Genomic DNA, 14,555 nt, shown 5'->3' on the forward strand with positions numbered 1-14,555 from the left:
CGTCGCTCCTCCCAGCCGGGTGGATTTACGCAGCGCAAACTCTAGCCAAAAATGGTCCAGTTTGCCGGCCTCAGATCATCACGTCGGTGAGCTATTTAAGGCTCTTGATAACGAGCGTGCCAGGACTTTGCGGTTTTCTGGAGTGTTCATCATCGTCGCGTGATTGCCTGGAATCGGTGTGGTATCAATGGCCGCTGCACTCAAAACCCTGTCCCAGCCTCGCATCGGCGAGCTCATCTCTGGAGCTATTGAGCTCTTGTCTATTCGTGCGCGACAACTTACGGAAGAATCCGTCGCGTAAAACTGATGTACCTCAATCGGCAGCGACGGAGCCCGATATAGCTGCAGCGCCCTTTGAAACTGCTCAATTCTCTCGTACATCAAAGCATCATTGTGATCCGGAGGTATAGCTCCTATTTGATGAGCCTTCTCAAGTAGTTGAGCAATCGAACTGTGCCGTGCAAAGCGCTTTAATAGTTTAAAGTGCTCGTCCTCAAGGGGTTCAAGAGTTTCTAGCACCACATCGCATACCATCTGGGTGGGCGTCATGCCGGCTGGCTTTGCGGGTAGCGTAACATCAATGAACGCCATAAATGAGACAGTTTCATTGAGGCTCAGTAACTGCTCGGCTATGGCGTAAGCCAATATTCCGCCTGATGAGTATCCAGCAAATCGATATGGACCCCGGGACCGTATCTCCCTGATCGCCGGAATGACTTGCGAGGCTATCGCTTCAAGAGTTGGTGAACAAACTTCACTGAAAGAAGGCCACGGTAGACCATAGATTGGACAGTCCGCGTCCATTTCCTCCACCAAGTTGAGGATATAGGAACAATCTCCTAAGCCTGTGGGAACAAAGAACAGCGGCGGCTGCGATCCGGTTGCGCGAACACAAATCACTCCCGGACTACTGGGCTGTGGCTCCAAATGAACCTTCAATGCAAGTTCCTTCAGAACAGGAGCTTGGAAGAGATCGGCGGCGGTAAACTTGAACCCGGCATCGAGCGCTCGACTGAGAAGCCGCACCGCTAGTAGTGAGTGCCCGCCCAGTTCGAAGAAGTCGTCGTGGCGTCCGACCCGCTCAACACCCAGAAGCTCGGCCCAGATCTGTGCCAGCGTGATCTCGATCTCGCCTTGCGGCGGCTCATAGGCGCGATGCGCATACGCCTCATCGTCCGGCGCAGCCAGCGCCTTGCGGTCCAGCTTGCCGTTCACCGTCAGCGGCAGCGCCGCCAGCCGCACGAACGCCGATGGCACCATGTACTCCGGCAGGTGCGCACTTATGTGGGCGCGCAAGGCGCCGACAAGCTCGCTTCCCTCCAGCCCGTTCGAAGCTGCTTCCGGCGCGCACACCACATAGGCGACAAGACGCTGCTCGCCGCCGGGGCCCTCGTGCGCCACCACCACCGCCTCGCGCACGAACGGGTGCTCGCAAAGCCGCGCCGCGATCTCGCCGGGCTCGATCCGGAAGCCGCGGATCTTCACCTGGTCGTCGTTGCGGCCCAAAAACTCCAGATTGCCGTCCGGCAGGTAGCGCGCCAGATCGCCGGTGCGGTACAGCCGGTCGCCGTCCACAAAGGGACTGGCGATGAACCGCTCCGCGGTCAGCTCGGGCCGGTTCAGATAACCGCGCGCCACCCCCGCCCCGCCAACGTAGAGCTCCCCCACCGCACCGAACGGCACCAGCCCGCCATGATCATCCAGCAGATACACCCGCGTGTTCGCAATCGGGCGGCCAATCGGGACAATGGCCCCATCAAACCCATCGGGGCAACTCCAGGTCGCCGCACAAACTGTTGCTTCGGTAGGTCCATAAGCATTGATAATGGATGCTGGAGCCAGACTCCGGATGAGTTCTGCCTTCGGCAGCTCTCCAGCAAGAATGAGAACTTGCGATCCCAAGCCTTCCAGCTTCTGGCTTCCCTGAAGCAAGGCTGGAGGCAGCGTCGCGTGCGTGATGGCTTCGCTTCGCAGATAATCCGATAGCTTGTTACTCGCTTGACGGAGCTCATCCGCAGGCAAATGCAATGTGGCTCCCGAACCAAACGCCATAACAAGCTCCGAGGCGCTTGCATCAAAACCGAAGGAGGCGAACTGCACCACGCGGCTGTTGCAACAAACGCCAAAAAGCCCGATCTGAGCCAAGCTGAGATTGACCAAGCCGCGATGCTCGACCATGACCCCCTTGGGGGTGCCTGTTGATCCGGAGGTGTAGATCACATAGGCGAGATGGCGCGAGGTCAGGCCGAGCGCACGCGGGTCCGGATCCGACGCCGGCAGATTTGCCCATTCCGGCGTCGCCGCCAGATCCACCACCGTCAGATCGCGTAGCGCATCGTCGCCCAGCGCCGATCGCCCGGCTGCATCGGCCAGCAGCACTCGCGGCGCCGCATCGTCGAGAACCTGCCGCAGCCGCGCCGGCGGATAGGCCGGGTCCAGCGGCAGATAGGCGCCCCCCGCCTTGAGGATCGCCAGCAGCCCCACCACCATCGCCACGCTGCGCGCAACGCAGATCGCCACCGGCTGATCCGGCCTGACCCCGAGCCCGATCAGATGATGCGCCAGCTGGTTGGCGTGCGCATTGAGCTCGCCATAGCTGACGCGCTGGTCCTGATAGACCACCGCCACCGCATTCGGCGCCTGGCGCACCTGCGCCTCAAACAGCTCATGGATGCACTGCTGCTCAGGATACGTCACCGCCGTCCGGTTCAGCTCCTCCAGCAGATATGCGCGCTCGTCGGCTGGCAGCAGCTCAATCCGCCCGACCGCTTGCTGCGCATCGGCAACCATCGCCCGCAGCAGCGCCAGCAGATAACCACGCTGCCGCTCGATGGTCGCGCGATCGAACAGCGCCGTGGCATAACCCAGCGTGCCAGCGATCACCTCACCCTGCTCGCCAAGGCTCAGCTCCAGATCGAACTTGACCTGATCGAAGCCGTCTGCCGCCGCCTCCACCATCAGCCCAGGAAGGTCGAACGTCCCAGCGGCGTTGTTCTGCCAGGCCAGCATCACCTGGAACAACGGCGTGTGATCAAGAGCCCGGGGCGGCTGCACGATCTCCACCACCTGCTCGAACGGCAGGTCCTGGTGCTCCTGCGCTCCCAAGGCCGTGCGCCGCGTCCGCTCCAACAGCTCCGACACGCTCGGCTCGCCCGACAGGTCCAGCCGCAGCGCCAGGGTGTTGACGAAGAAGCCGATCAGCTCTTCGATCTCGCGGCGACCGCGATTAGCGCTCGGCACGCCAATCGCAAGATCGTCCTGTCCCGACAGACACGACAGCACCGCAGCCCACCCCGCCAGCACCGTCATGAACAAGGTCGTGCCATGCTGCTGGCTCAGCCGCCGCAAGCCCCGCGTCAGATCCGCATCGATCACGACCGCCACACCGGCCCCGGCAAACGACTGCTGTGCCGGCCGCGGCCGGTCGGTCCGCAAGGCCAGACGGGCCGGCGCGCCAGACAGGGCGTTGCGCCAATACTGCGCCTGGTTCGAGAGCCGTTCCCCTGTTAGCCACCGCCGTTGCCAGGCGGCATAGTCCGGATACTGGATCACAAGCGGCGGCAGCGGATCGTCGTCTCCGGCCACGAACGCCCGGTACAGCTGACTGAGTTCATGCGCCAACACGCCCAGCGACCAACCATCCGAGACAATGTGATGCTGCGTCAGCAGGAAGACGTGCTCCTCATCCGAGATCCGGATCAAGCGGCCACGGATCAGCGGGCCACGCGCCAGATCGAACGGCGTGCACGCCTCTTCCCTGCACAGACCCAATAGCGCCTCGTCCGCATCCGGCCTGTCCCGCAGATCGTGCTCCACAACCGGCAGCCCCGCATCGTCCGGCAGCAGCTCCACCCAGGGCTTGCCCTCCGGCGCGACAAACACGCTGCGCAGCGCCTCATGGCGCGCCAACACACGGTCCAGGCTGCGCTGCCAGGCGCTGCGGTCGAGCCCACCCTTGAGCCGCCACCCGAGCGGAATGTGATAGTTCGTGCTGCTCTGATCCAGCTGCGCCAAAAACCACAGCCGCTGCTGCGCAAACGACAGCACAAGCGGCGCGTCACGCGACACCGGCGCAATGGCTGGCGGGTCTTGCGCGCCGGAGCGGCTCAACTCATCCATGATACTCGCGGCCAGATCGGCCAGCACCGGTTTGGCAAACAGCGTGGTCAGCGGCAGTGTGAAGCCAATGGCCTGCCAGACCCGGCTCAACAGCTGCACCGCCACCAGCGAGTGCCCGCCGAGCGCAAAGAAGTGGTCGTGGCGTCCGACCCGCTCAACACCCAGAAGCTCGGCCCAGATCTGTGCCAGCGTGGTCTCGATCTCGCCTTGCGGCGGCTCATAGCCGCGATGCGCATACGCCTCATCGTCCGGCGCAGCCAGCGCCTTGCGGTCCAGCTTGCCGTTCACCGTCAGCGGCAGCGCCGCCAGCCGCACGAACGCCGATGGCACCATGTACTCCGGCAGGTGCGCACTTATGTGGGCGCGCAAGGCGCCGACAAGCTCGCTTCCCTCCAGCCCGTTCGAAGCTGCTTCCGGCGCGCACACCACATAGGCGACAAGACGCTGCTCGCCGCCGGGGCCCTCGTGCGCCACCACCACCGCCTCGCGCACGAACGGGTGCTCGCAAAGCCGCGCCGCGATCTCGCCCGGCTCGATCCGGAAGCCGCGGATCTTCACCTGGTCGTCGTTGCGGCCCAAAAACTCCAGATTGCCGTCCGGCAGATAGCGCGCCAGATCGCCGGTGCGGTACAGCCGGTCGCCGTCCACAAAGGGACTGGCGATGAACCGCTCCGCGGTCAGCTCGGGCCGGTTCAGATAACCGCGCGCCACCCCCGCCCCGCCAACGTAGAGCTCCCCGACCGCGCCGAACGGAACCGGCGCCCCATGACCGTCCAGCAGATACACCCGCGTGTTCGCAATCGGGCGGCCAATCGGGACAATGGCGCCATCAAACTCAGCCGGACAACTCCACGCTGTCACGTCGATCGCAGCTTCCGTCGGACCGTACAGATTGTGCAGGGCCGTCCAAGGCAAGAGGCGCCGAACCTTATGCACACTGGCGGCAGGAAGCGCCTCGCCGCTGCATAAAACTCGTCCCAGCGACGTGCAGCGGTCAACACTCTTCGCATCCATAAAGCTGACCAGCATGGATGGCACGAAGTGAACCGTCGTAATTCGCTGGTTGATGATCAAGTCGACCAATGCGTCGGGATCTCTGTGCGCACCGGGCGGCGCCAGCACCAGGGTTGCCCCTTCAAGCAAGGTCCAGAAGAACTCCCAGGCCGAGACATCGAAGCTAAATGGCGTCTTCTGCAACACGACATCAGTTGCGTTGAGACCATAGGCGTTTTGCATCCAGATCAGGCGATTAACGATAGCCCGATGCTCATTCTGTGCCCCCTTGGGCGAACCGGTTGATCCCGAGGTGTAGATCACATAGGCGAGATGGCGTGAGGTCAGGCCGAGCGCACGCGGGTCCGGATCCGACGCCGGCAGATTTGCCCATTCCGGCGTCGCCGCCAGATCCACCACCGTCAGATCGCGTAGCGCACCGTCGCCCAGCGCCGATCGCCCGGCTGCATCGGCCAGCAGCACTCGCGGCGCCGCATCGTCGAGAACCTGCCGCAGCCGCGCCGGCGGATAGGCCGGGTCCAGCGGCAGATAGGCGCCCCCCGCCTTGAGGATCGCCAGCAGCCCCACCACCATCGCCACGCTGCGCGCAACGCAGATCGCCACCGGCTGATCCGGCCTGACCCCGAGCCCGATCAGATGATGCGCCAGCTGGTTGGCGTGCGCATTGAGCTCGCCATAGCTGACGCGCTGGTCCTGATAGACCACCGCCACCGCATTCGGCGCCTGGCGCACCTGCGCCTCAAACAGCTCATGGATGCACTGCTGCTCAGGATACGGCGCCGCCGTCCGGTTCAGCTCCTCCAGCAGATAGGTGCGCTCGTCCGCTGGCAGGATGTCCAGCTCCCGCACTGGCATGTCCGGCGCCCGCTCCAGCGCCGCTGCCAGCTGCGCGAGCGTCTGCTGCATGTAGCCGCAGATCCGATCCGCCGAGATAGGCTCCACCCCCTGCGCCGTCAGCCCGAGCGCCTCGCCAAAATCCTCCACCGACAAGGTCAGCGGATAGTTGGTGCGCTCCTCCTCGCCCAGCCATTCCACGCCGGACAGCGCATCATCGGCTGCGGAGGCGGTGACCGCCGCCGGCGTGTTGTGGCGGTAGTTCAACAGCGCGCTGAACAGCGGCGCCGGCGCCGCAACGCCGCTGCAGCGCTGCGCCAGCGCCAGCGAGGCATGCTCGTGCGCCAAGAGCTCGACCAGCCGGGCATGCGTGGTTCGCACGCTCGCCTCGACCGCGGTGCCGTCAAGATCAAGCCGCAGCGGCAGGGTGTTGATGAACAGGCCCATCGCGCGGTCGGCGCCCGCCCCGCCATGCATGCGGCCGAACAGCACCGTGCCGAACACCACCTGCTCGCGGCCGCTGCTGCGCGCCACCACCTGACCCCAGGCCAGATGGCACAGGCTGGCCAGGCTCACCCCCAGCCGCCGCGCCTGGCTGCGCAGCCGCGCGTTCAGCTGCTGCGGCAGCATCCGCTGCGCCTCTCGAACCCCGCTGCCGTCGCCGCGCACCTCGCTCAAGCCGAACGGCGTGCTCGGCTCGTCGATGTCTGCCAGCAGCTCCCGGAAGAACGCTTCATCCGCCTTGGCATCAGCGCCGAGATGCGCCTGCGCCACCAGGTTGCGGAACGGCTGTGGCGCGCTCAGCTCGTGCTCGCGTCCCTCCAGCACAGCCTGGACCTCGGCACGCATCACCTCCAGTGTCGTGTGATCCCCGATCAGATGATGCTGCAGCTCCAACAGCAGCCAGCGCCCGCTGCCGGGCTCGCGCGCAATCACAAACCGCAACAAGGGCGCTCGGCCAAGATCGATGCGGTGCTGGCGCGGATCAAACCGATACTTAAGCTGCGCGGCGCCAGGACCAGCAGACCCGTCCAGCTCGACCTCGCTCACCTCCAGCGATGCGTGGCGCCAAACCACCTGGGCCGGCCGCGACAATCCCTCCCAGACAAACGAGGTACGCAGGATGTCATGTCGATCCACCACCCGCTGGACCGCGGCAAGATAGCGGTCCAACACGCCACGCTCGGCAAACGCCATCTGCGATACCAGCAGGTACGGATCGCCCTTTGTCGCCAACAGATGATGGAACAGGATGCCGTCCTGCAGCGGCGACAAGCCATAAATGTCCTGGATGTTGCCGATCCCGCCGGGTACCGTGGCGATGATCCGATCGATCTCGTCCTGCGCCAGCTCGATGAGCGGCAACATCTCTGGCGTGATCGCCGTACTCTGTTCGGTGATCCGATTGGCCGGGACCGCCACCTCCTGATGACTGCCCAGGCTTGCGGCCTGATCGGCCAGCACCGGCCTGGCGAACAGCGTGCGCACCTCAACCCCCAGCGACCGCCGCCGCAAACGCTCGATCAGTTGCACCGCCAGCAGCGAGTGCCCGCCGAGCGCAAAGAAGTGGTCGTGGCGTCCGACCCGCTCAACACCCAGAAGCTCGGCCCAGATCTGTGCCAGCGTGATCTCGATCTCGCCCTGCGGCGGCTCATAGGCGCGATGCGCATACGCCTCATCGTCCGGCGCAGCCAGCGCCTTGCGGTCCAGCTTGCCGTTCACCGTCAGCGGCAGCGCCGCCAGCCGCACGAACGCCGATGGCACCATGTACTCCGGCAGGTGCGCACTTATGTGGGCGCGCAAGGCGCCGACAAGCTCGCTTCCCTCCAGCCCATTCGAAGCTGCTTCCGGCGCGCACACCACATAGGCGACAAGACGCTGCTCGCCGCCGGGGCCCTCGTGCGCCACCACCACCGCCTCGCGCACGAACGGGTGCTCGCAAAGCCGCGCCGCGATCTCGCCCGGCTCGATCCGGAAGCCGCGGATCTTCACCTGGTCGTCGTTGCGGCCCAAAAACTCCAGATTGCCGTCCGGCAGATAGCGCGCCAGATCGCCGGTGCGGTACAGCCGGTCGCCGTCCACAAAGGGACTGGCGATGAACCGCTCCGCGGTCAGCTCGGGCCGGTTCAGATAACCGCGCGCCACCCCCGCCCCGCCAACGTAGAGCTCCCCCACCGCACCGAACGGCACCAGCCCGCCATGATCATCCAGCAGATACACCCGCGTGTTCGCAATCGGGCGGCCAATCGGGACAATGGCCCCATCAAACCCATCGGGGCAACTCCAGGTCGCCGCACAAACTGTTGCTTCGGTAGGTCCATAAGCATTGATAATGGATGCTGGAGCCAGACTCCGGATGAGTTCTGCCTTCGGCAGCTCTCCAGCAAGAATGAGAACTTGCGATCCCAAGCCTTCCAGCTTCTGGCTTCCCTGAAGCAAGGCTGGAGGCAGCGTCGCGTGCGTGATGGCTTCGCTTCGCAGATAATCCGATAGCTTGTTACTCGCTTGACGGAGCTCATCCGCAGGCAAATGCAATGTGGCTCCCGAACCAAACGCCATAACAAGCTCCCAGGCGCTTGCATCAAAACCGAAGGAGGCGAACTGCACTACGCGGCTGTTGCAATAAACGCCAAAAAGCCCGATCTGAGCCAAGCTGAGATTGACCAAGCCGCGATGCTCGACCATGACCCCCTTGGGGGTGCCTGTTGATCCGGAGGTGTAGATCACATAGGCGAGATGGCGTGAGGTCAGGCCGAGCGCACGCGGGTCCGGATCCGACGCCGGCAGATTTGCCCATTCCGGCGTCGCCGCCAGATCCACCACCGTCAGATCGCGTAGCGCACCGTCGCCCAGCGCCGATCGCCCGGCTGCATCGGCCAGCAGCACTCGCGGCGCCGCATCGTCGAGAACCTGCCGCAGCCGCGCCGGCGGATAGGCCGGGTCCAGCGGCAGATAGGCGCCCCCCGCCTTGAGGATCGCCAGCAGCCCCACCACCATCGCCACGCTGCGCGCAACGCAGATCGCCACCGGCTGATCCGGCCTGACCCCGAGCCCGATCAGATGATGCGCCAGCTGGTTGGCGTGCGCATTGAGCTCGCCATAGCTGACGCGCTGGTCCTGATAGACCACCGCCACCGCATTCGGCGCCTGGCGCACCTGCGCCTCAAACAGCTCATGGATGCACTGCTGCTCAGGATACGGCGCCGCCGTCCGGTTCAGCTCCTCCAGCAGATAGGTGCGCTCGTCCGCTGGCAGGATGTCCAGCTCCCGCACTGGCATGTCCGGCGCCCGCTCCAGCGCCGCTGCCAGCTGCGCGAGCGTCTGCTGCATGTAGCCGCAGATCCGATCCGCCGAGATAGGCTCCACCCCCTGCGCCGTCAGCCCGAGCGCCTCGCCAAAATCCTCCACCGACAAGGTCAGCGGATAGTTGGTGCGCTCCTCCTCGCCCAGCCATTCCACGCCGGACAGCGCATCATCGGCTGCGGAGGCGGTGACCGCCGCCGGCGTGTTGTGGCGGTAGTTCAACAGCGCGCTGAACAGCGGCGCCGGCGCCGCAACGCCGCTGCAGCGCTGCGCCAGCGCCAGCGAGGCATGCTCGTGCGCCAAGAGCTCGACCAGCCGGGCATGCGTGGTTCGCACGCTCGCCTCGACCGCGGTGCCGTCAAGATCAAGCCGCAGCGGCAGGGTGTTGATGAACAGGCCCATCGCGCGGTCGGCGCCCGCCCCGCCATGCATGCGGCCGAACAGCACCGTGCCGAACACCACCTGCTCGCGGCCGCTGCTGCGCGCCACCACCTGACCCCAGGCCAGATGGCACAGGCTGGCCAGGCTCACCCCCAGCCGCCGCGCCTGGCTGCGCAGCCGCGCGTTCAGCTGCTGCGGCAGCATCCGCTGCGCCTCTCGAACCCCGCTGCCGTCGCCGCGCACCTCGCTCAAGCCGAACGGCGTGCTCGGCTCGTCGATGTCTGCCAGCAGCTCCCGGAAGAACGCTTCATCCGCCTTGGCATCAGCGCCGAGATGCGCCTGCGCCACCAGGTTGCGGAACGGCTGTGGCGCGCTCAGCTCGTGCTCGCGTCCCTCCAGCACAGCCTGGACCTCGGCACGCATCACCTCCAGTGTCGTGTGATCCCCGATCAGATGATGCTGCAGCTCCAACAGCAGCCAGCGCCCGCTGCCGGGCTCGCGCGCAATCACAAACCGCAACAAGGGCGCTCGGCCAAGATCGATGCGGTGCTGGCGCGGATCAAACCGATACTTAAGCTGCGCGGCGCCAGGACCAGCAGACCCGTCCAGCTCGACCTCGCTCACCTCCAGCGATGCGTGGCGCCAAACCACCTGGGCCGGCCGCGACAATCCCTCCCAGACAAACGAGGTACGCAGGATGTCATGTCGATCCACCACCCGCTGGACCGCGGCAAGATAGCGGTCCAACACGCCACGCTCGGCAAACGCCATCTGCGATACCAGCAGGTACGGATCGCCCTTTGTCGCCAACAGATGATGGAACAGGATGCCGTCCTGCAGCGGCGACAAGCCATAAATGTCCTGGATGTTGCCGATCCCGCCGGGTACCGTGGCGATGATCCGATCGATCTCGTCCTGCGCCAGCTCGATGAGCGGCAACATCTCTGGCGTGATCGCCGTACTCTGTTCGGTGATCCGATTGGCCGGGACCGCCACCTCCTGATGACTGCCCAGGCTTGCGGCCTGATCGGCCAGCACCGGCCTGGCGAACAGCGTGCGCACCTCAACCCCCAGCGACCGCCGCCGCAAACGCTCGATCAGTTGCACCGCCAGCAGCGAGTGCCCGCCGAGCGCAAAGAAGTGGTCGTGGCGTCCGACCCGCTCAACACCCAGAAGCTCGGCCCAGATCTGTGCCAGCGTGATCTCGATCTCGCCCTGCGGCGGCTCATAGGCGCGATGCGCATACGCCTCATCGTCCGGCGCAGCCAGCGCCTTGCGGTCCAGCTTGCCGTTCACCGTCAGCGGCAGCGCCGCCAGCCGCACGAACGCCGATGGCACCATGTACTCCGGCAGGTGCGCACTTATGTGGGCGCGCAAGGCGCCGACAAGCTCGCTTCCCTCCAGCCCGTTCGAAGCTGCTTCCGGCGCGCACACCACATAGGCGACAAGACGCTGCTCGCCGCCGGGGCCCTCGTGCGCCACCACCACCGCCTCGCGCACGAACGGGTGCTCGCAAAGCCGCGCCGCGATCTCGCCGGGCTCGATCCGGAAGCCGCGGATCTTCACCTGGTCGTCGTTGCGGCCCAAAAACTCCAGATTGCCGTCCGGCAGGTAGCGCGCCAGATCGCCGGTGCGGTACAGCCGGTCGCCGTCCACAAAGGGACTGGCGATGAACCGCTCCGCGGTCAGCTCGGGCCGGTTCAGATAACCGCGCGCCACCCCCGCCCCGCCGACGTAGAGCTCCCCGACCGCGCCAAACGGAACCGGCGCACCATGACCGTCCAGCAGATAGACCACCGAATTCCGGATTGGTCGTCCCAGTGGCACCCGCTGCTGGCCGTCGAAGCCAGCAGGCACCGGGTAGCAGAGACTGAAGGTGGTGTTCTCGGTCGGGCCGTAGCCATTTGAGATTCGCAGCGTCGGATGTCGCGTCTGACATGCTCTGATGGAACTGGCTGAGACCTCTTCGCCCCCGACCAGCAGTTGCTGCAGCCCACTGGTGCTCCGCCCCTCCCCGACATAGACGTCGAACAACCGCGCAGTCATCCAAGCGATAGTGATGCCTTGGTCTTGGATGATCCGGGCCAGCGTTGCCGTCGAGAGATAGCGTTCGGGATAGAGCACAACACTGGCGCCGTTCGCCAAGGCTCCCCAGACTTCGAACGTGGTCGCATCGAATGTCGGCGAGGACGCGTTGAGAAAAACGTCCTGCGGCGAGATCTCGACGAAATCGTTCTCCGCCACCAGACGCACCACTCCGCGATGCTCGACCATGACCCCCTTGGGGGTGCCTGTTGATCCGGAGGTGTAGATCACATAGGCGAGATGGCGTGAGGTGAGGCCAAGCGCGCGCGGGTCCGGATCCGACGCCGGCAGGTTTGCCCATTCCGGCGTCGCCGCCAGATCCACCACGCTCACATCGCGTAGCGCATCGGCGCCCAGCGCCGATCGCCCGGCCGCATCGGCCAGCAGGAGCCGCGGCGCCGCATCGTCGAGAACCTGCCGCAGCCGCGCCGGTGGATAGGCCGGGTCCAGCGGCAGGTACGCCGCGCCCGCCTTGAGGATCGCCAGCAGCCCGACCACCATCGCCACGCTGCGCGCAACGCAGATCGCCACCGGCTGGTCCGGCCTGACCCCGAGCCCGATCAGATGATGCGCCAGGCGGTTGGCCCGCGCATTCAGCTCGCCATAGCTTAGCCGCTCCTCCTCATGGACCACCGCCACCGCGTCCGGCGCACGGCGAACCTGTGCCTCAAACAGCTCGTGGATGCACACGTCCGACGGATAGGCCGATGCCGTCCGGTTCAGCTCCTCCAGCAGAGACGCGCGCTCAGCGGATGACAAGAGTTCAATCCGCCCCACCGGCTGCCGCGGATCTGCCTTCACAGCACATAGCAAATTTTGCAAATGCTGGGTCATACGGTCGATATGCTTGGGCTCCAAGCGACTTGCATCAAAGTGCCATCGAAAGCTGCCATCTAGAGCGCAAACCTCAAATGTTAACGCCTCACCGGGCAGGGCTGCCTCAGAAGTCGGGCTCGAAGCTAGGTCACCAGTGGCAGACTCGCCACTTACAGTAAGCATAACGCCAATGGGCCAGGGCCGGCGCAATCGTAACGCCTCCATACCGAGCAACGTTGGGCAGCGCGCGATAAGATCTCGCGCGAAGCTATCCTGCTCCTTCAGCTGAGCGAATTCGGCCGCCACCACCGTGCGCGCCTCTGCAAAATCATTGTCGAGATCGATGGTAATTGCCATCGGCACAACAGAAGCGACAAGCACCTCGAGCGCTTTCAAGCCCGCTCGCGATCCACTCGGCGCGGGAGTCCATCCCAATTGAAGCTCTAATTCTCCCGTGATGCGGGCTAGGTAGATCAGCCAAGCCGTTAGCAAGAATTCCGTGCGATTACTGGGAGACAGCTCAGCCAAAGCACCTGGAATTCGCCATGAACTCAACTGCCATTGAGGTGCAGCCAAAGCTACTGAAGACGACAAAAAGGAAAGCTGGGATGTTTTGAACTGTTCAAGCCGCCGTCGCCAAAAACTCTCACGAGGCGCCAACATTTCATGCGCAACCGTTATGCTCCGCGCCTCGTCATCGCTCAGAATCGGAAGGCGGTCGCCTACATGGGAATCAGAACGCCTCGCGAGTGCCCGCGCATCCAGAGCCTTACCATCCAAGCTGCTAAGCCAAACATCAACATCCTCTGTCCCTGTCGCCACACGCCAGTGGCTGGGGTGGATCTCAACTAAAGCCCCCGCAGCAAAACCCGAGCGCCGAGCCGTCACCTCCAAGCGCCTGACGACGACAACGTCATCGCCTACGAGAGCCTTGGACAACCCCAATGGATTGGTATGATACGGGCCACAGTCTAAGGCGCGCGTCATCGCTTCCAGATCTTGTGCGGATCGATCCCATCGCAGACAGCCCGCAGCATCTGGGCGTCGACCTTTCGGGAAAAAGCTTCGGTCCGCTAGCGCTTGCGGACGAGCACTAAGCTCTCCATTTGTTAAGCCAGTTAGAAGCTCGCGGAAGCCATCGATAGCAGCCTCATAACATTTGAGATTCAGCGTCAGCGCAGTATCGCTCGTCGCAATCAACACTCGGCGTTGGACGACCAGCTCACCAGTACCAACACCGTGATCGATACGATGCCACGTGATGCCATGTTCGGTCTCACGGGCAAGAAGCGCCCAAGACGTCGCATGAGTTCCGGCATATCGCGGCAACGGACCGTCGTGGTAATTGAAAGCGCCTCTACGCGCTTTCCCAAACACATCTGCTGGCAATATGAACGGATTGGCAACGGAAAATATCCACTCGACTGGCTCGGCGTTGAGCAGCGCAGATAGCTCTTCAATGCTCGTCACACACAAGATATCGGCGAGAGCGGCCCAATCGCGGAATATGGCGTCGGCACACAGCGCCGCCCGGATCACGTGGCCCATCTCCATCACTAGCTGAGCACATCTAACAGCTAGCGTACCACCACCAACAAAGATGCAAGAGCCAACCGGTGTAGCAAGTTTCATCTGAACTCTTAGACAGGGGTTACGATGAAGGCCGTAACGGATCACCCCGCATTTCAAGCAATCGACATACCAATGACGTACTGCGAGCGTTTCCTGAAGAAATAACGCGCGCCTCGCTCGGAATGCCGCCGTCGGATTTGGGACATCGACGTCCTGAACCAGACACAGCTCAGCACAACAATACGGACGTCATTGGCGACGATCACCGCATGGGCGTCCGCAAAGTCGTCGGAAGATCTGCAACAGCCGCCGTCATCACCGCGCGTACAGCAGAATCTCCTTGGCGCTCACGTTAAGTAACGGACGCGCCAATGACCTTCTGCGAGCTCATTCTGAAGAAAACAATTCGCTTCTCGCCGGGCTGCCAGAAT

General features: G+C 64.1%; 1 protein-coding gene. It reads right to left on the reverse strand.

All coding sequences use genetic code 11. The features are described from left to right. Positions 1-78: 78 nt before the first annotated feature. Positions 79-14,100 (reverse strand): non-ribosomal peptide synthetase, encoded by a 14,022-nt coding sequence (locus tag IVB26_RS35560; protein WP_247969575.1) that lies wholly within the window; start codon positions 14,098-14,100, stop codon positions 79-81. Positions 14,101-14,555 lie beyond the last annotated feature (455 nt).

This window comes from Bradyrhizobium sp. 195 (assembly GCF_023101665.1).
In the GTDB taxonomy this organism is placed as follows: domain Bacteria; phylum Pseudomonadota; class Alphaproteobacteria; order Rhizobiales; family Xanthobacteraceae; genus Bradyrhizobium.